The 19,621-nt window shown below is 44.6% G+C and carries 18 protein-coding genes; 12 read left to right on the top strand and 6 right to left on the bottom strand.

Features of this window, described 5'->3' with window-relative positions:
• Positions 1-20 precede the first annotated feature (20 nt).
• Positions 21-995: a polyprenyl synthetase family protein gene (locus FHS68_RS05925; protein ID WP_167268070.1), complete on the bottom strand. Its 975-nt coding sequence runs from the start codon at positions 993-995 to the stop codon at positions 21-23.
• A gap of 181 nt (positions 996-1,176) precedes the next feature.
• Between FHS68_RS05925 and FHS68_RS05920 the strand changes: the two genes are divergently transcribed.
• On the top strand, positions 1,177-2,085 hold the full coding sequence (locus FHS68_RS05920; protein ID WP_167268068.1) for a patatin-like phospholipase family protein: 909 nt from the start codon (positions 1,177-1,179) through the stop codon (positions 2,083-2,085).
• Positions 2,086-2,150: 65 nt separating this feature from the next.
• Here FHS68_RS05920 and FHS68_RS05915 read toward each other — a convergent pair whose 3' ends face one another.
• Positions 2,151-5,507 (bottom strand): TonB-dependent receptor, encoded by a 3,357-nt coding sequence (locus FHS68_RS05915; protein ID WP_167268066.1) that lies wholly within the window; start codon positions 5,505-5,507, stop codon positions 2,151-2,153.
• Between the two features lie 377 nt (positions 5,508-5,884).
• On the opposite strand from FHS68_RS05915, the gene FHS68_RS05910 reads away from it, so the two are divergent.
• Complete coding sequence (locus FHS68_RS05910; RefSeq protein WP_167268064.1) at positions 5,885-6,661, top strand: alpha/beta fold hydrolase; 777 nt, start codon at positions 5,885-5,887, stop codon at positions 6,659-6,661.
• On the opposite strand, the gene FHS68_RS05905 is transcribed toward FHS68_RS05910, so the two are convergent.
• Positions 6,654-7,082, bottom strand: a complete 429-nt coding sequence (locus FHS68_RS05905) for a hypothetical protein (RefSeq protein ID WP_167268062.1) — start codon at positions 7,080-7,082, stop codon at positions 6,654-6,656. The genes FHS68_RS05910 and FHS68_RS05905 overlap by 8 nt on opposite strands.
• A 76-nt stretch (positions 7,083-7,158) precedes the next feature.
• On the opposite strand from FHS68_RS05905, the gene FHS68_RS05900 reads away from it, so the two are divergent.
• From FHS68_RS05900 to FHS68_RS05880, 5 genes are all read left to right on the top strand, one after another.
• Positions 7,159-7,863 (top strand): SAM-dependent methyltransferase, encoded by a 705-nt coding sequence (locus FHS68_RS05900; RefSeq protein WP_167268060.1) that lies wholly within the window; start codon positions 7,159-7,161, stop codon positions 7,861-7,863.
• 79 nt (positions 7,864-7,942) lie between these two features.
• Positions 7,943-8,653: a hypothetical protein gene (locus FHS68_RS05895; protein ID WP_167268058.1), complete on the top strand. Its 711-nt coding sequence runs from the start codon at positions 7,943-7,945 to the stop codon at positions 8,651-8,653.
• Positions 8,654-8,797: 144 nt separating this feature from the next.
• On the top strand, positions 8,798-9,436 hold the full coding sequence (locus FHS68_RS05890) for an MBL fold metallo-hydrolase (RefSeq protein ID WP_167268056.1): 639 nt from the start codon (positions 8,798-8,800) through the stop codon (positions 9,434-9,436).
• Between the two features lie 27 nt (positions 9,437-9,463).
• Complete coding sequence (pssA, locus tag FHS68_RS05885; protein WP_167268054.1) at positions 9,464-10,168, top strand: CDP-diacylglycerol--serine O-phosphatidyltransferase; 705 nt, start codon at positions 9,464-9,466, stop codon at positions 10,166-10,168.
• An 85-nt stretch (positions 10,169-10,253) separates the two neighbouring features.
• Positions 10,254-11,255 (top strand): 3-oxoacyl-ACP synthase III family protein, encoded by a 1,002-nt coding sequence (locus FHS68_RS05880; protein ID WP_167268052.1) that lies wholly within the window; start codon positions 10,254-10,256, stop codon positions 11,253-11,255.
• Positions 11,256-11,262: 7 nt separating this feature from the next.
• Here FHS68_RS05880 and FHS68_RS05875 read toward each other — a convergent pair whose 3' ends face one another.
• Positions 11,263-11,622, bottom strand: coding sequence for a CoA-binding protein (locus FHS68_RS05875; RefSeq protein ID WP_167268050.1), 360 nt, complete (start codon positions 11,620-11,622; stop codon positions 11,263-11,265).
• A 128-nt stretch (positions 11,623-11,750) separates the two neighbouring features.
• On the opposite strand from FHS68_RS05875, the gene FHS68_RS05870 reads away from it, so the two are divergent.
• A complete protein-coding gene (locus tag FHS68_RS05870; protein WP_167268048.1) occupies positions 11,751-12,323 on the top strand; it encodes an HNH endonuclease in 573 nt (190 codons plus the stop codon).
• A gap of 9 nt (positions 12,324-12,332) precedes the next feature.
• Here the strand turns inward: FHS68_RS05870 and FHS68_RS05865 are convergent, their stop codons facing one another.
• The gene (locus tag FHS68_RS05865; protein WP_208408174.1) at positions 12,333-12,635 is read right to left on the bottom strand and encodes a HesB/IscA family protein; all 303 of its coding nucleotides are present in this window, start codon (positions 12,633-12,635) and stop codon (positions 12,333-12,335) included.
• 139 nt (positions 12,636-12,774) lie between these two features.
• On the opposite strand from FHS68_RS05865, the gene FHS68_RS05860 reads away from it, so the two are divergent.
• Both FHS68_RS05860 and FHS68_RS05855 read left to right on the top strand, forming a co-directional pair.
• Positions 12,775-13,293, top strand: coding sequence for a DUF7935 family protein (locus tag FHS68_RS05860; RefSeq protein WP_167268047.1), 519 nt, complete (start codon positions 12,775-12,777; stop codon positions 13,291-13,293).
• A 1-nt stretch (position 13,294) separates the two neighbouring features.
• Complete coding sequence (locus tag FHS68_RS05855; RefSeq protein WP_167268045.1) at positions 13,295-15,703, top strand: endonuclease MutS2; 2,409 nt, start codon at positions 13,295-13,297, stop codon at positions 15,701-15,703.
• A 74-nt stretch (positions 15,704-15,777) separates the two neighbouring features.
• Here the strand turns inward: FHS68_RS05855 and FHS68_RS05850 are convergent, their stop codons facing one another.
• Positions 15,778-17,028, bottom strand: a complete 1,251-nt coding sequence (locus FHS68_RS05850; protein WP_167268044.1) for an MFS transporter — start codon at positions 17,026-17,028, stop codon at positions 15,778-15,780.
• Between the two features lie 235 nt (positions 17,029-17,263).
• Here FHS68_RS05850 and FHS68_RS05845 point away from each other — a divergent pair, with 235 nt between their 5' ends.
• Positions 17,264-18,391, top strand: coding sequence for a Gfo/Idh/MocA family protein (locus FHS68_RS05845; RefSeq protein ID WP_167268766.1), 1,128 nt, complete (start codon positions 17,264-17,266; stop codon positions 18,389-18,391).
• 33 nt (positions 18,392-18,424) lie between these two features.
• Positions 18,425-19,570, top strand: coding sequence for a Gfo/Idh/MocA family protein (locus tag FHS68_RS05840; protein WP_167268041.1), 1,146 nt, complete (start codon positions 18,425-18,427; stop codon positions 19,568-19,570).
• Positions 19,571-19,621 lie beyond the last annotated feature (51 nt).

The raw sequence follows: 19,621 nt of genomic DNA, 5'->3' as shown, positions 1-19,621 counted from the left end.
TTGCTATGTATAGTTTAAAACTACTTGCTGCGGTCGATTGTATATTGGACAAGCTGTTCCAAAGAAGTGCGATGGGGTGAAGCAGCAAATCCAGCCAAAAGGCTCCGGGCTTCCTCCACATATCTTTGCATTACTTCCTGCGCATAGCGTAGCCCACCCGACTCTTTTACAAAAGCAATTACCTCATTGACTTTGTTTGGCTTATGACTTTCGTTGCGGATAATATTGATGATTCTTCTCTTTTCAAGCCAGGGAGCGTGATTTAAAGCATAAATCAATGGAAGGGTCATTTTTTTTTCTTTAATATCAATCCCCAGCGGTTTACCGATCTCATCCTCCCCATAATCAAACAAATCATCTTTGATCTGGAACGCCATGCCTACTTTCTCGCCGAATGCATGCATCCGTTTCACCATATCTTCGCCCGCTCCGACCGAACTCGCGCCGACCGCACAGCAGGAGGCAATGAGGGAAGCGGTCTTTTGCCTGATGATTTGATAATATACTTCCTCGTTGATATCCAGTCGGCGTGCTTTCTCAATCTGAAGTAATTCTCCTTCGCTCAATTCCCTTACCGCAGTGGAGACGATTCTCAGAATGTCAAATTCCTGATAATCGACGGATAACAGTAATCCTCTTGACAAAAGGTAATCGCCCACTAAAACAGCAATTTTATTTTTCCACAAAGCATTAACTGAAAAAAAACCCCGGCGGTAATTGGAATCGTCTACCACGTCGTCGTGGACCAGCGTAGCCGTATGAAGAAGCTCGATCAAAGCGCCTCCTCTATATGTTGATTCGGTGATCGCGCCACAAACTCCCGCTGAGAGAAATACGAACATGGGGCGAAGTTGCTTGCCTTTCCGACGTACAATGTAGTTCATGATCTGATCCAGGAGCATTACATCGCTTTTCATAAATTGGCGAAACTTATGCTCAAAGGCTTTCATTTCATCCGCAATAGGAGCCTGGATATCCTTTATTGAAAGGGTCATATTCATGTGCAGGGGCAAGTGTCCCCTCCTGAAATTAAAAGGTAGTTCAGGGCAGCGAAGGTATACAATGAGGTTGCAAAACGCATCTGAACTCGAATTCTCAAATTTGGAATAAAATCTTCTGTTTATACCAATTTTATTTTGAAAATGTTTAGAATTGAAAAAAATGGAATAACGGATTATGAAAGCACTTGTCCTTGGTGGAGGATCCATGAAAGGCGCTTTTCAGGTGGGTGTGATCCAGGCGGTTCTGGAAAACGGTTTTGAGCCTGAAATGATCTACGGAATTTCGGTAGGCGCATTAAATGCAACATTTCTGGCCAATGACGCCGGGAGGCAAACAGAGGAAACGGGGGAGCTCAAATGGCCAGTTGCCAGCCGAAGGCTGCTTGAATTTTGGATCAAAAATATAACCCAACCCCAGGACATATCCATGCTGCGATCCCGAGTAATGTTGGGAGTAAGCACCCTCATGAGCCGCTTCGATGGCATTGTGGATCCGCTGCCGCTTCATATGCTGATCAGAAAGCATTTAAATGAGAACCATCTGACAAAAACACCCGTAAAAGTCAAAGTAGGCGCAGTAAACATCGCCAGCGGTGAAATCAAATATGTGGGGCCGAAGGACCCGCATTATATAGAATATGTTTTTGCCAGTTCCTCTATACCCATGTTGATGCCAGCCGTGGAAATTGACGAACAGCTTTACCTCGACGGCGGGATCAGGGAAGTAGCACCCATCAGACAAGCCATTGAAGACGGGGCGACTGAGATTGTGCTGATTGCCTGCCATTCCCCTCTGCTTTATCAACCGGAAGATCTGAATACCCAAAATTTGATCACATTGATTGAGCGGGTAAGGGATATCACCGTCAACCAGATCGCAAACAGCAACATTGTCTGGGCGGAATCTTACATTGATCGCTCGATTTTGCGCGGTAAAGCCATGAAATTGACCGTCATCCGTCCTGCCGCTCCCCTATTCCTTGATCTTCAGCATTTCAATTCTGCTGATATTTCCAGACTAATCATTGAAGGTTACCGCGCTGGAACGGAGTCGGTTTTGAAGAAAGAAAAAATTTCGGAATAGGTTGTATACTAAAACGGGCCGGGTATTGCTACCCTGCCCGTTTCCATTTTATGCATTAAGTTGTTTTAATTAAAGATATAACGCACACCAACTTGCGCCTGCCAAACACTGTTGACATTGACGTTGGGGATAAATGAATCTCTTAATAAAATCGTTCTGTTGACATTACCATCTCTAACAACCTGAGTAGCAATCCGATAAGAAGGAACACCTTCCGAGGAAACGCTCGCCAAAGCAACAGGGTTAAATGTAGTTGACTGGTTGCCCAATCCCCATTTATCGTTGATCAGGTTACCAATGTTAAGCATATCACCTCGAAGCTGAATGATATTTTTCTTATTGTTTTTACCAACTGCCACGTAAAATTCCTGGATCACCGTCAGGTCAAAACGGGTTAACCATGGAAAAGCGCCGCCGTTACGCTCCGCAAATTGGCCGCGACGCGTTTTCAGGTATTCATTGCCTTCAATGTAAGTGTTGAAAGCGGCTTGTTGTTGTTCCGGAGAATAAACGACCGCATTCGCACCAGTTCCTACGGTAAGCGGAGCAAAAGTCAGTTCAGAAGCGTTTCTTGGCACATAAATCAAATCATTAGTAGTCTGACCGTCTCCGTTCAGGTCCTGATTCAATGTATACGATATCTTACCACCGCTGGCTGAAACTGCACCCAGTGTGAATGTGGTAGAACCTCCGATTTTGCCGCCGTAGTTGATCCGGTAGTTGATAAGACCGACGATACGATGACGCAAATCATTATCAGAATAGGCAAGCGGAAGGTAATTCTGGCCCAATGTACTAGGAACGTTTGCCTGAACAGTGCTACCTACAAAAGCGATGTCTTTTGCCTCACCGTAAGTGTAAGAAACAAAACCTCCGAACCCGCGGGCAGCAGGTTTTTCAAGCTTCACTGTGGCGATATAAGAATTTCCTTTTTTCGTGTTTTTCAACACAAATACGTTAGAAACATTTTTCGGATTGTAATAACGGGCAGCCGCAACTTCCGCAGTCGGTACGCCTGAGGCAGGGAAACGGGGACGACCATCAGACAATGTACGATCAGGAGCTTTCAGGTTGGCGTCGATGTACCGCAAACCATTCAATGTTTTGTTGTAGATAAATTCAGCCGTTCCAATTAAACCCAATGGCAATCTCTGGTCAATCGCAATATTCGATTTCCAGATCTGCGGATATTTCAGGTTTTCGTCGGACGCGTTGATTACGTACGGAGGAAGCTTATCAATTGCGGTAGATTGCGGAACGAAACGGCTTGGATCTAATGTAAAAGGAAAAGCTGTCGAGTTTGTAGCACTAAGCACAGCCGTATTTACCCCATTGTTACCCAGCTGATTGGAAACCAAAACTTCCGGAATTCTCGAAACAAAGATCCCGGAACCACCGCGGATCTGTGTGGTTTTATCTCCCTTAACATCAAGGTTAAAACCGACACGGGGAGAAAGTAACAATCTCGCATTCGGAAAAGTACCTGTGCTCACTTTGTAAGGCTGTCCTTCTTCATCCCTGAATGTTAGGGCCGCTACAATCGGGTTATCAAAATCTGTCGCTGTGGCGTTGTCATAGACAAACACATCTCCGCGAACACCAGCGGTAATTTTGAAGTTAGGGCTTACCTGAAATTCATCCTGGATGTATCCGCTGTAAAGGTCCCTTTTCAATGTTTGCAAAGGTTCACCACCGCCTGGCAGCAAAGAGTAGCGCAGGTTATAACGCGCAACGCTCACGGGAGATACTGCATTGGTCGGGTCATTCTTCGAAGCTAATGCTGCGGTTTTGAAGTCTTCTATGGAGTTATAAACATAAACTCCGTTTGAAGACGGGAAGAACACATTATTTGATGTAAAATGCTCATAAACAACCCCAAATGTAAATGTGTGCTTTCCTGCGAAATAGCTCAGGTTGTTGGTAACATTGAAAGTCGAATAGTTCAGCTTGTTATTAGGAGTAAATGGGTCAAATCCCACAGATGTGTAGGTACTTCCGTCCTTCAGGATATCCACGGTTGGAAAAATACTCGTTTTGTAAGTACGATCTTCAACTTGCTTATTGTAGGTGACGATCAGGTCATTGGCGAATTTACCTCCGAAATTAGAAGTAAGTTCCGCAGCAATGGAACGGGTGTTGTCAGCGATAAGGTAACCCGTGTTTTCGCCCGATATGGCCAAACTACTGTTGTTCCGGTTACCATTACCAGCCGTGTTACTACTGTTACTATTGCTGATCACCTGTCCTGATTCTGAATCATGGTGCGAGTAACGAACCGACAGCTTGTTCCGGTCATTGATGTTATAGTCCAGGCGAATAAGACCCTTAGTACTTTTTACATCATTATTATAGCCATCCAGTGCACCCAGCGAATAATTGAAATTTGTTGTCAGAAACTGATCCAGATCCTGCAAATCAGATGCGAGAACGCGGGAAACATTGCTTCCGCCTGCGCCACGGTCCAGTGACCAGGTCAGTGCGGGTGTGCTGCTCTTGAATTGTTCTGCATTGATGAAAAAGAAAAGTTTATTCTTGATAATTGGTCCACCCAGGCGGAAACCATATGTGTTTTCTTTGACATTTGGTTTAGGCGTAATGTCAATCCCGTTTCCTGTTTTACCAACCATATCTGAATTACGGAAGAGCGTGTAAGCGGATCCCGATAATTCATTGGTTCCCGAGCGCGTTACCGCGTTGATACCCGCGCCTGTGAAGCCCGACTGACGAACGTCAAATGGTGCAACATTCACCTGCACCTGGTCAAAAGCGTCCAATGATACTGCTGAGGTTCCCGTACGCCCTCCTGCCTGGGCCGAGTTTCCTAACCCAAAACCATTGTTGAATACCGATCCGTCAATGGTAATATTGTTAAAACGTGCATCCTGGCCCGCAAACGACTGGCCATTGCTGTAAGGATTATACTTGGTAATGTCGTTGAGCGTACGACCAATCGTAGGAGTTGTATTGATAGTCTCGCGTCCAAAAGAAGAGGATGCCCCATTCCTGTCAGAACTAAAAATGTCGCTTCTTGCTGCTGATACGACGATCTCTTTCAGATCAGTCCCACCGTCAAGCATTTTGAAAGAAACATCGGCGCTATTACCTAATTCCGCGAAAATGTTGTCGCGAACCTGCTCCTGAAAACCTACAAATGATACGGTAACCGAATACGGCCCGCCTACCCGAACTGCTGGAATCGTGTAAAGTCCTCTTTCATTTGTGATAGAGCCATACTTTGTTCCGGACGGGACGTGAATTGCAGTGATGGTTGCGCCCGGAAGCACCTCGCCTTTGCTATCGGCAACGCTACCCGTAATGGCTGATGAAGTAACCTGGGCCTGCGCGTCTGGCCCCAAAAAAGTCAATAGAAGTGTAACCAGCGCAAGAAACGCTGCTTTGAAAAGTAAACTTTTCCCGTTCATAAAATTTGGTGATTTGGTTTGTAAATATTGGTAGGATCATCGATACCGATGAGTAAATATTTGTTGCAAAATAATACGTTTTTTCCTTTAGAAACAAAATTGCAATTCCCATTAAAATGCAATACCAATAAACGTAACTACCTGATCTAATGGAATAATAAAAAAAATTAAACCAATACTTCAATATTTTTAAAGTTAAGAATTTATTAAAATTTGTTAATAACCCGTCCACGCATTTTAAACCTATTTTTAGGCAAAAATTCTGCTATTCTCGAAATTTCCTGCCCTCTTATATACCGTATAATATAGGGTAAGTTATGTTATTGTTAATTTTTCGAAAGGGCGTTTGTTTATTTGTACAAAATACCAATCCTGTCATGCAACTCAATTACAAACAAATCGGAGAAGTAGGTAAGCCAATGATCATCCTGCACGGCGTTTTTGGCCTGCTGGACAATTGGCTGGGCATCAGTAAAACGCTTTCGGAACATGGCTTCCGGGTGTACCTGGTAGATCAGCGAAACCATGGCCGCTCCCCGCACGAAGGCCCGTTGGACTTCCCCACATTCGCGACCGACCTCAGAGAATTTATGGAAGAACACCACCTCGAAAACCCGATCCTGATCGGCCACTCCATGGGCGGAAAAACGATTATGGAGTACGCAGTAACCTATCCAGGCACTTTTGCCGCATTGGTAGTCGTAGACATTGGCCCAAAAGCCTATCCCATTCACCACACCAAAATCTTAAAAGGGTTGAATGCGATTCCAATAGACAAAATAGATAATAGAAACCAGGCCGATGAAATTCTGGCCGAGTACGAACCGATCCTGAGCGTGCGCCAGTTTTTGTTGAAAAATCTTTACAGGAAAGATGAAGGTGGGTTTGGCTGGCGTTTCAATTTGCCGCTGCTTACTTCGGATATGGCCAGTGTAGGGGCTGAGATAAAATCTGATGAGCGTCTTGAAACGCCAACGTTATTTATCCGCGGAGCCAAGTCAAACTACATTCTTGATGAAGATATGGAAGGAATTCAGGACCTTTTCCCAAATGCCAGGCTTGAAACCATCGCGGATGCGGGACACTGGGTCCAGGCCGAGCAGCCAAAAGAATTCGTATCTAAGCTATTAAACTTCCTGGACGAGGTTATCTGACGTATTTGGTTTTGGAACCCAGGCAGGAAGATACGATCAGTACGTCGTCGTTCCAGGACAGTTCCCAAGTGGGGCAGTAAACACAATTTACCAAAGCACAGATAGGATTTGCCGGAATTGCAAACTGAGGTTTGATATCCATCAGCTCACCGTTGATGATTAACGATTTTGGTGCGCAGCATCTTGGGGTCCCGTCGGGATTAAGGATAACGCCATCGGCACGGAAAACCAGTGTATCGGCCTGGGCAGCGGGAACGGGCTCCCAAACACTTGCATTACTAAGAGAAAGCCTTTCCACTTCGATCAGCTTCCATGAACCTGCTATTGAAGTTAAATCATTAGCGTGCATGGCATCCATACTGTCTTTTTTACAGGCAAGTAGTAGTGTGGCAACAAGGGAAAAATATAAAAGCCTTTTCATTGTATTAATTTTGTACAATGGCAGGAGTAAGATTCTCTCGATTTGGTTGGAAGAAATTGAATAATTCAGAAAACATATGAATGAATCCGGAATAGTGCTGTACATGATCCCGACCATTGTAGCGGAAGGGACTGACCAGGACGTGATAAGTCCTCAGATCAAAGACATTATAAGCAATCTTAATGTATTTTTTGTTGAAAATATCCGCACCTCCCGTCGCTTTATCAGCAGTCTCAAGCTAGGAAGAATAATCGACGAGATGATTTTCATTGAGCTAAACAAGGATACACCGGAGTCTGTTACGGCAGAGGAATTGAAAAAGCTGAGACAGAATGCAGGTGTTATTTCAGAAGCTGGCTGTCCGGGGGTTGCCGACCCCGGCGCGGTTGCTGTTAACATTGCGCATCAGCTGGGTATTAGGGTCGTGCCCCTGGTTGGCCCATCTTCCTTATTGCTCGCGTTGATGGCATCGGGAATGAGCGGACAATCTTTTGCGTTTCATGGATATTTACCAATCGACAAAGCGCAAAGGAAAACGAAGATCCAGATGCTGGAGCGGGAAGCGAGGCAACGGCAGCAGACACAGCTTTTTATGGAAACACCATTCAGGAACAATCAGCTGCTGGAAGCATTACTCGAAAACTGTATGCAGGACACGCTCCTGTGTGTTGCATGCAATGTAACTGCGGAAGATGAGTTTATAAAAACAAAAACCATAAAAAGTTGGAAAGCCGAACTGCCTGATTTACACAAGAAACCAACTATTTTTTTAATTGGTTGAGTTTTAGCTTCCAACTTTATCTTAAAAAATGCGCTCTGACCGGTAATAACTAATCTAAAATCACTCAACTTTTAATGCCATGAGAAAATGGATCAACTTCGCCGGTTTAATGCTAGCAATTGGAATAACTTCCTGCAATGATGATGGCCTGGATGCCATTACCACCGTCGATTCCAATTTCGAAACGGGATTGGACGGATGGAGCGCTGAATTTGCGGACTACTCTACTGAAACCGACACGGCCATTCTCGATTTCGCTTCCGGCCAGGCTTTGCTGCCAACCGGGCTGGATACAACCCAGCATGCTTACGCTATCCAAAGCATGAACCGATCGGACGATGTTTTTATGTTCCTTAAAAAACGCATTAAGGGCTTGGTACCGAATGGCACTTACAGCGTCGTATTCGACCTAACCCTTGGCACCAACTATCCCGAAAACAGTTTTGGGATTGGCGGCTCGCCGGGCAGTTCCGTTTATTTGAAAGCTGGTGCCTCAGGAATCGAGCCCGGCGTGAAGCTTGTCAACAAGTTTTACGAATTTACGCTTGATAAAGGCCAGCAATCTGAGCAGGGAGAAGATGCCCTTGTGTTAGGGAATGTGGCAAACGAACGGGAAGATGCGAAATATGCTTTGGTTAAGAGAACTAATGCTGATAAGCCTTTCACGGTGAAGGCAAATGCGCAGGGTGAAGTTTGGCTGTTCGTGGGGACAGATTCCGGTTATGAAGGGCTTACCTTGCTTTATTACGACAGGATTGTGGCCACAATTAAGGAAGTCCAGGTTAATTAAATCTTTGCATTGATATCCATAGCCGCCTTGTTTGCAAAAGCATGGCGGCTTTGTTTGGCGCTTAATACCATTTGTGGACAGAACGATTGCAAAGTGTTTTGTAACTTCGCCTAACATTGCAAACAGGAGTTAACAATCCATTAAATGGTCCAAGTAAAGAGTTTTGCCTTCAATCCTTTTTCAGAAAATACTTATGTAATTTATGACGAAACAGGCGAAGCGGTTATTATAGATCCGGGTTGCTACGACAAAGCGGAAATAAAAGAGCTAACCGATTTTGTTGACGCGAATGTGCTGAAACCGGTTAAGGTCCTCAACACCCACGCGCACATTGACCATGTTCTGGGCATTGCTGCTTTGAAAAGAAAATACAACATTCCTTTTCTGCTGCACATTTTGGATGAGCCTTTGCTTAAAGCCGTGAAAACGTATGCCTCGAATTACGGCTTTTCGTTTTTCGAAGAACCTGAGATTGAAGGTTACTTGAAGGACGGCGAAACGGTAACATTTGGGAATACAACATTGAAAATCATATTTGTCCCTGGCCACGCGCCCGGGCATGTTGCCTTTGTAAATGAGGAAGATAAATTCGTGATTGGCGGCGACGTACTCTTCAGATTAAGCATTGGGCGTACGGATTTGCCGGGCGGAAACCATAGTACATTGTTGAACAGCATCCGTACTCAATTATTTACCTTACCTGAAGATTACAAAGTTTACGCGGGACATATGGAACCTACCACTATCGGATTTGAGAAAAAGAACAATCCATTTTTCAAATAATCCGCGATAATTAATTACAAACCTGACATGATCCGTAGAAACATCCCGAATGCCCTTACCTGCGGAAACCTGCTCTGCGGCTGTGTAGGAGTTGTAGAAGCCTTTCATAACAATCTGCTCCTTTCCTGTGCATTGATCGGCGTCGCACTCATTTTCGATTTTCTGGACGGTTTTTTGGCGAGAACGCTGAAGGTAAGCTCCGCGATCGGCAAGGATTTGGACTCATTGGCCGACATGGTCACTTTCGGCTTGCTGCCCGCTATCATCGTCTACCAGCTGCTCATGCAAAGCATTCCCGATCTATTTGGGATTTGGAAAGCCTATCCCGCATTTATCATCGCTATTTTTTCCGCATTAAGATTGGCAAAATTCAATAATGATCCCCGCCAGTCCGATTCATTTATTGGTGTACCTACACCCGCCAATGCAATGCTCATTGCTTCCCTCCCGCTGATTGTACATACCCAGGATGAATTTTGGAAAGATTTGATCATTAATACCAATAACTTGCTAATCCTGAGCGCGGTAATGTCTTTTTTATTGGTGATGGAAATGCCAATGATCGCACTGAAGTTTAAGAATTTTGCATGGCGCGGAAATGAGGCAAGGTTTTTACTAATTATACTGACAGTTGTTTTACTATTTACATTAAAAATCCTGGCGGTACCCGCGATCCTGATCCTTTATATCCTTTTATCAGCTGCGGAGAACCTCAGAAAAAAAAGAGCCTGAATTGGAACGCATGTTTTTTAGTGCAAATTTGTAGTTTAACATGGATCATATTGGATTTTTAGTACATCTTCTAGTTAGTTAGTATATGGCATTGTCGCGCATTACCGGCCTGGGCTTTTATGTTCCGGATCAAATTATAACCAATAATGACCTGACCCAGTGGATGGATACTTCCGACGAATGGATACAGGAAAGGACCGGAATTAAGGAGAGAAGGTATTTCGAATTCGGGAAGGATACGAATTACAGCATGGCGGCAGCCGCGTCGCGCCAGGCGTTGGAACGGGCTGACCTAACGCCCAATGACATTGATGTCATCATCTACGCCACAATCACACCTGATTATTTCTTCCCTGGCTCCGCATTTCTGATGCAGCGCGAGCTGGGTATGGACGGCAAGCCCGTTATCGACATCAGGGAACAGTGTTCGGGCTTTGTTTATGCGCTTTCCATTGCCGATCAGTTCATCAAGTCTGGTATGTACAAAACCGCACTGGTGGTTGGCTCCGAAATACAATCTTCTTGGATTGACAGGACAACTGCCGGCCGGAACACGGCTGTCATATTTGGCGACGGTGCAGGTGCGGCCGTTTTGTGCGCCACCGAAGATCCCCAACACTGTATATTATCTACACACCTGCACGCGGACGGGCGTTTTGCCGAAGAACTTTTCGTGCGTGAGCCCGGCAGCAGCCGTCACGGACGGGCAGCAACCAAAGAAATGCTTGATGAAGGAGGATTTAATGTTTTCATGAACGGGAATGCCGTTTTCAAACACGCCATCGTGCGTTTCGGAGAAGTAATTGGTGAGGCGTTGAATGCAAATGGCTTCGGACCGGGCGACCTTGACTTACTGATCCCGCACCAGGCCAATATGCGCATCAGCGACTATGTCAGACAGCAACTCGGGTTATCTGAATCTCAGGTAGTTAACAATATTCAGCGTTTTGGAAATACAACCGCTGCATCCATTCCGATTGCATTGTCCCAAGCATGGGAAGAGGGAAGATTGAAAGATGGAGATCTGATTTGTCTCGCAGCCTTCGGAAGCGGATTTACGTGGGCGTCGGCACTAATTAAATGGTAATCAGATACTAGTATTGGCCAATCGAGAGCATTACTAGCGTACAGGCTTCTATTGGTATGATATTTTTATTAAGTAGGATGTTTCTAAAATCAGAGTTTTCAGTACCGGGATTAAAAATCACGCGTTTAGGATTTAAAGAGATTATATAGTCGTAATATTCGGGTTGGTGGCTGGGGTTAATATATAATGTGACCGTATCAACATCTTTCCAATCTGCTTTATCAAGATGAATTTCCTCTCCCAGCGCAATTCCTTTTCGGCGGCCAACTAGTATTATTGGATGTCCGTAACTCTTGAGTTTCTGAGCTGCCAGATAAGCGTATCTGGATGGATTTGATGAAGCCCCGATGATTAAGGTACGTTTCATAAACTTTGGTTTTCTTGAATTTAGTAGGCAAGGTTAGCTAATTAGGTAGCTAACAATAGGTGAATATAAAATTGTTTCCCAGAAAATGTTTCCCAGAAAATGTTTCCCAGATTATTATCCTTATCAAAATGAATGAGTTAAACGTAAGTCGGAGTTACTGGAACGAGAGGTGGGCTAAGATCAAATTCGACGAAATCGAGAATGCTCCTCATTATGAAGTATCCAGTTATGGCAGGTTAAAGAGTTTTCAAAATAATCCGAAAGACGGTGTAGTGATCAAGGGGTCCGTAATACAGGGTTACAGGTCTTTAAATATTCGGGTTGCAGGGGGAAAAACAATTAATCGTTATGTTCACAAGCTCGTAGCCGAGTACTTTGCAGAACGGATTGATGTCGAGCATAATTTCGTAATCCACATTGATTTTGAGAAGCAAAACAATCACTTCGAAAATCTCAAATGGGTTACAAAGGCTGAAATGATTGAACATAACCGCGAGAATCCGGCATTTATTAACCGCGTAATCCCTCGACGGACTAAAAATTATAAGTTAACCGAAAGTAAGGTCCGTATTATCAAAAAACTATTAAAGAATGATAACAACCGCCTTAAAATGATCGCAAAGCAGTTTGGGATCACACACACGCAACTCAACCGCATTCGTTCCGGAGAAAACTGGAAACATGTAACCATCGAAGACTAGTTCTATGGCCTACCTTTCTCTGTCAGCAGTGGAAACCGTATAACCGTTTCCGTTCGCTCCTTCTTCGTAATCCACTGATACGCCAATTACATACATCAGGTGGCGCTTATCAATCAAAACTTTGATCCCTTCGATCTGATAAGTTTGGTCATGTTCGGTAACAGTATCAAATCCTAATAAGAACGTCCCGCTACACGCCCCACCTCGCAGGCCTACCCGAAGTCCGTATGTCTCCGGAATTTTATTGGCTTGCAGGGTTGTTCTGATTTCCAGTTTGGCCTTCTCAGTAAGTTGAATTGGACACGCTATCATTGTATGGCATTCACTTTTTTTGCTAACTAGCCTAACGCATTTTGCCTTACTTGCATTCGCTAATTTTGACAAATATCGCGTTAATGACCGCAATCCCTTAATTTTGTAGTTAGTTTCTAAAAAATTACAATTGCTTAAAATGGAATACTACTTCATACTCACGGTACTGCTGCTCGGCGCTCTGGTCACTTTCGGGGTGTATCTTACGATTACAACAGTCGCTGACAAAATTTTTCAAAAGCAGAAATGGGACATCAGGAGTAAGAATATAGAAATCACATTGCCACTACGTTTGCAGGCTTATGAGCGCATGTGCCTGTTTTTGGAAAGGATAACCCCGAGTAACCTGCTGCTCCGCCTTGTACCGTCTGCGATGAGCTCTTTGGAATTGCAACAGATCCTTTTGCAGGAAATTCGTGATGAATACAACCACAATGTGGCCCAGCAATTATACATCAGCAGTCAGGCCTGGGAACAAATCACCAATGCGATGAATGAGACCGTCGCAGTGATCAATCAATCCGCATCAGAAGTAGCACCAGAAACGCCTCCCTCCGATCTGGCAAAAAAAATATTTTCGCACGTCATAGAAAAAGAAGTACAGCCAGTGGCACATGCATTAAAGGTTTTGAAAGAAGAAATCAGAGAATTATTTTGAAATGTTATACCCTGAATCCATAGAACAAAAATTAGGTTTTGATAAATTAAGGGAAAGGTTAAAACAAGCCTGTATCAGTCCTTTGGGGCAAGGTTTTGTGGAAAAGATAAAGTTTTCAGAAAACTTTGGACTGGTTGAGAAACTCGTCAGCCAGACTGCCGAAATGCAGCGAATCCTGGAAATAGGTGAAAATTTCCCTTCCCAGAATTACATTGATGCCACTTCCTATTTGAAGAGAGCTGCCATCGAAGGCATGCTATTGACGCAGCCTGAGTTTTCCGACATCAAGGTGTCGTTACAAACCATAAGGCTTATTCTGCGATTTTTCGAAAACCAGGAACCGGAGTCTTTTCCGATCCTTACTGATTATGCCAAAAATATCAGGGTCGAAAAAAGCATTACCGATTCCATTGACCGGATTATAGACGACAGAGGGCAAATTCGCGATTCCGCATCCTCCGAACTTTCCCGCATCAGAAAGCGGTTGATTTCCGAGCAAACGGGTATCCGTAAAAAACTGGATACAATCCTTAAATCTGCAAAAAGCAATGGCTGGATCGGCGACGATACCTCGCTGACGGTTCGCAATGGCCGGATGGTGATTCCGGTTGCGGCTGAACATAAAAGAAAGCTGCGGGGATTTATCCATGACGAATCGGCCACGGGACAGACGGTATTCATTGAGCCAACCGACGTCTTCGAATCCAACAACGAGATCCGCGAGCTTGAATATGAAGAGAGGCGCGAAATTAATAGGATACTTCTTGAACTGACTGCCCAGCTCAGACCTTTTGTACCAGATCTTCAAAAAGCGTATCAATTTTTAGGATTGATGGATTTCCTGAGGGCCAAAGCCAAGCTAGCAGCTGAAATGGGTGCAATCAATCCGCCTTTTTCCAATCAGCAATTTATCAGCTGGCGGGATGCCCGACACCCACTTTTACATTTATCATTTCAAAAGCAAGGCAAAAAGGTTATCCCTCTCAACATTGAACTGAAAGAAAAGCAGCGCATCCTGATCGTCTCCGGCCCCAATGCAGGTGGTAAGTCGGTTTCGTTGAAAACGGTTGGACTAATCCAATATATGTTCCAGTGCGGCCTGCTCGTGCCGGTTGCAGAAGGTTCCTCCATGGGTTTTTTCCAAAACATATTTATTGATATTGGCGATGAGCAATCGCTTGAAAATGATCTCAGTACATATAGTTCACACCTAACCAATATGCGGCATTTCCTGACCTTGTCCAATAGGCGCACTTTGTTTCTGATCGATGAATTTGGTACCGGCACAGAACCTGGTTTGGGCGGGGCAATAGCCGAAGCAATCCTAGAAAACCTAACCAGATCGGGTGCATTTGGCGTAATCAATACACATTATACCAATCTCAAAATCCTGGCCGACAAAACCGACGGCCTTGTAAATGGTGCCATGCGATTTGATGGCGAGCATTTGGAACCACTTTATCAACTCGAAATCGGAAGGCCCGGAAGTTCATTTGCATTTGAGATAGCTTCCAAGATCGGTTTACCTGAGGCTGTTATTAGCCGTGCGAAAGAAAAGCTTGGAACCCAGCAGGTGAGTTTTGAGAAGCTTTTGAAAGAACTGGACATTGAGAGACGGGTTTTTTCTGAGAAAAATATTGAAGTAGGAATCAAGGAACGAAAGCTGGCCAGGCAGCTGGCTGACTATACTTCTTTAAAGGAAAATCTGGAAAACAATGAAAAAAAGATCGTTAATGAGGCCAAGCAGAAAGCGAAAAATCTGATCTCGGATGCCAATCAGCTCATTGAAAACACCATCAGGGAAATCAAGGAGAATAAAGCTGAAAAGGAAAAGACAAAAACGGTAAGGAAGGAAATTGAAACTTTTGGAAAGAAGAACCTGGAATTGGAAGTTGTGGTTGAGCCAGTCCCGGCGGAAGACGTCTATGAGCCGGAGAGTGGCGACATTGTACCCGGAAGTTATGTAAAAATCATTGGGCAGACTGCCATTGGCGAAGTATTGTCATTAAAAGGTAAAGATGTTGAAATCAGGATCGGAGATTTGAAATCGAATGTGAAGCTCAACCGGCTTGAAAAAGTCTCCAATAAAACTTACCGTGCTGCTACCGGCGAGAAAAAGGTGAAAATCGCTGCCAAAGGTGTGGACCTGAATGAAAGGATGATGAATTTCAGCTTCAACCTGGACATGCGCGGCAAGCGGGGCGAAGAAGCATTGGGAATGGTCGATCAATTTATGGACAATGCCATTATGCTTGGGTACGACGAGCTCCGCATTGTTCACGGAAAAGGGGATGGAATTCTACGGACATTGGTCAGAAATCATTTGAGAGGTTATTCGCATGTGAAAGAAATGCAGGATGAACATCCCGATCGCGGCGGGGCCGGGGTAACCATTGTAAAATTAAAATAAATAACTGGTACTTGTAATAGAAGAGGCCGTCTCAATTGAATTGAAACGGCCTCTTTATATGATAATGTGAAGTTTTACAGCAACGGTTGTTCTGCCATTCTTGCCTCAGCAACCTGACCGGGTTTCGGGTTACCAGCCCAGAACCATAAAACGGCAAATGCTACGATTAAGATGATTGGGAATGTAAGCATGGTCGACAGTGTAGCCTGGCCAGCTGCCAGTTCCAATGCAGGTCCTGAGACACCTTTTGCTGCGTATTCGGCATGGGCATCATCAATCCATTTACCAATAAATGGCTGGAAGATAGCAGTTGACAACATACCTACCCCACCAATGATGGACATACCCAATGCTCCACTTAGCGGAACCCGCTGCGCAACAAAACCAATAACGGTAGGCCAGTTAAAGCATACACCAAGACCAAAAATGACAGCTGCCAGATAGGCGATCGGACCAGTTAATGTGCTGAACATATAAATACCAATAGCAGCCAAAACAGCTCCAAACAACAAGATCCCCGTTTGACCGACTACATCTACAACAGGACCAGTGAAAAGTCTTCCAACTGTCATCACACCGAAAGTCAATGCCAGAACTAACATTGGATCAGCACCGCTACTGCTCAAAACAACATTTACCCATTGGTTAGGGCCAAATTCGGTAATGGCGGTTAACGCCATGCAGACGAATATGAAAATGTATAGCGGGTTTAGCATAGCCTGGAAATTCTTAGCCAGCGAGGTAACGCCCTCCACTTTGGGTCGTGGAAACGCTTGACCAAAAAACAGGAATGCGTAAACCACTGTTGGAAGCATAAGGACCCAGATCTGTGTCTGCCAGGATGATCCGGCATCGGTCATGAACTTGGATATCAAACTACCAATCACGATTCCGCCGGGAAACCACATGTGAAACCTGCCCAGCATTTTGTTCAGCTTGCTGCTTGGGTACATATCTGCGATCATCGGGTTGCAAGCGGCCTCAGTACAGCCATTTCCAAAACCGATTAACAATGTCGAAATCAGCAGCCCCATATAACCGCCCGCATAGATCGTTAACAGAATCCCCAGCGTGTGGGCAAGCAAGGCAACCTGCATGATGATTTTTGGCCCTATTGTATGGTAAACAATACCTCCAATGATCATGGAAATCGGAAATCCGAGAAAGAACATTGAATTGATAAAGCCCAACTGCGCGGCGGTTAGTCCAAATTCGGTTCCCAATTGAGGAAGAATTCCGGCTCTGATGCTAAAAGAAAAGGCTGTAGTGATAATGGCAAGACAGCTGGCAATAAATAACCTGTTGCTGTTAACGGTTTGAGTCATAAGACTAAAAGGGTTTAATATTGAATTAGATGATTGAAATAGTGGGCAATGTTTTGTTAAAGATTTTCTCAGAAAAAACAAATTGCACAACATTCTACTGCTTTTACTTCTGTCCGAACAGCGTATTTGAACCGTTAAATTTATATTTGTAAGAAGTAAGAGTGATGTATACTACTCTTTATAACTGTAAAATCTTTTCAAACTTAAACCAACTCGAATGTCAAGAAAGATCAGAATGGGTATGGTTGGTGGCTCACTGGATGCATTTATTGGTGGGGTCCATCGCCGTGCAGCGATCATGGATGGAGAAATTGAACTTGTTTGCGGAGCATTCAGCTCTGATCCGGCAAAGTCAAAGGAAACAGGAAAGGCATTGTATTTACCGGAAGACCGGGTTTACAATGATTTTGAGGAGATGATTTTGAAAGAAAAGCAATTGCCGGATGGCGAAAGAATGGATTTCGTAGCCATTGTTACACCTAATCACGTCCATCACGCTCCAACCAAGCTCGCGCTGGAAAATGGGTTTCACGTGGTATGCGACAAACCAATTACTTTAAATACCGAAGAGGCAGAGGAAATAACAGCACTGGTGAAGGAAACAGGCCTTATTTTCTGTCTGACGCATAATTATACGGGTTACCCCATGGTGAAAGAGGCGCGCGCGATGATTGCTTCCGGTGCCATTGGGAAGATCAGAAAAGTGATTGTAGAATACCCTCAGGGCTGGCTCGCTACATTGGTGGAGGTAACTGGCAATAAACAAGCTGTCTGGCGTACAGATCCAAAAAGATCAGGTGCAGCAGGCGGACTGGGAGACATTGGAACACACGCGGAAAATCTGGCAGAATACATCACAGGCCTGAAAATAACCCAGATATGTGCAGACCTTACGATTTTTGTGGAAGGTCGGTTGCTGGACGATGATGCCAATGTTTTACTCCGGTTTGACAATGGCGCAAAGGGTATCCTCCAAAACAGCCAAATTGCCAATGGGGAGGAAAATGATCTTAATATCCGAGTTTATGGTGAAACGGGTGGCTTGCAATGGAAGCAAATGGAGCCTAATACGCTGATCCACAAAACCAATCAGGGTGCACGCATGATCCGTACGGGTGTGGGCAATTTGTCCAAAGCTGCGCAGGTTCATACCAGAATCCCTGCTGGACATCCCGAAGGCTATTTTGAAGCTTTTGCCAACATTTACCGGAATTTTGCGATCCATGTCAGGGCTTATTGGGAAGGCCGGAATGCTGATCCTGTTTATGATTTCCCTGGCGCAGAAGAAGGATTACGCGGCATGAAATTCATCGACGCCGTGATTGCTTCCAATGCTACGAACACCAAGTGGACCGATTTCTAATTAAGTTTTCTCACCTATCTCCAATACCCATTTATGAACAAAATTAAAGTTGGCGTCGTCGGTACAGGTTTCATTGGGCCCGCGCACATTGAAGCTCTGAGACGTCTTCCTAACGTCGAAGTGACTGCGCTTTGTGAAGTAACTGCCGAGCTGGCAAAGCAAAAGGCCGACGGTCTGGGAATTTCCAGGTCCTACACTTTTGACGAATTGCTGAAACAGGAGGATATCCAGGCGATTCACATTTGTACCCCGAACTTCCTGCATTATTCACAGTCAAAGGCTGCTTTGCTTGCAGGTAAGCATGTCATTTGTGAAAAACCGCTGGCTAAGGACCTGGTGGAAGCCGAAGAACTGGTAGCGCTGGCCGCCCAAACGGGTTTAGTGAATGCAGTCCACTTTAATTTGAGATATTATCCATTGGCACGCCAGATGAAATCCATGCGTGAAAAAGGTGAATTGGGAGAAATATATTCTTTCATTGGCTCCTATCTCCAGGACTGGCTTTTTTATGAGACAGATTACAACTGGCGTCTTGAACCAGACAAATCCGGTGATTCCCGCGCTATTGCAGACATTGGATCCCACTTAATGGATATTCTGGAATACATTACAGGTTTGAAAACAGTAGCTGTAATGGCTGATTTCAACACCATCCATAAAACGCGCAAAAAACCACTCAAAGCAGTTGAAACCTACTCCGGCAAAATGCTGGCGCCGGAAGATTATGCCGATGTACCCATTACAACCGAAGATCACGCCAATGTTTTGCTTCGTTTCGACAATGGAAGCAAAGGAGTGATCACCGTTTCACAAGTTTCTGCCGGACGTAAAAACCGCATGTCGCTTGAAATATCCGGTTCGAAAAAGACCTTCACCTGGTGCTCTGAGTCACCAAATGAAATGTGGATCGGTAACCGCGACAAAAGCAACGAAATCCTGATGCGTGATCCGTCACTCGTTAATGAGGACGTCCGCTCGACCATCACATTCCCAGGCGGACACAACGAAGGCTTCCCGGACACTTCAAAGCAAATGTTCAAAGAAGTGTACGCCGCAATCACAGAAGGCAAGCAACCCGAGAACCCTACGTTTCCGACTTTTGCCGATGGGTATCGAGAATTGCTAATCTGTGAGAAGATACTTGAAAGTAACAAGGCGCAGGCTTGGGTAACTATTTAATTTTGAATGAGTGAATGAGTGAATTTTGAATGAGCGAATGAATTTTGAATG

Source organism: Dyadobacter arcticus (assembly GCF_011762185.1).
Taxonomy (GTDB): domain Bacteria; phylum Bacteroidota; class Bacteroidia; order Cytophagales; family Spirosomataceae; genus Dyadobacter; species Dyadobacter arcticus.
Note: the sequence above shows the minus strand (reverse complement) of the source record. Positions and strands in the feature narration are given on the sequence as shown.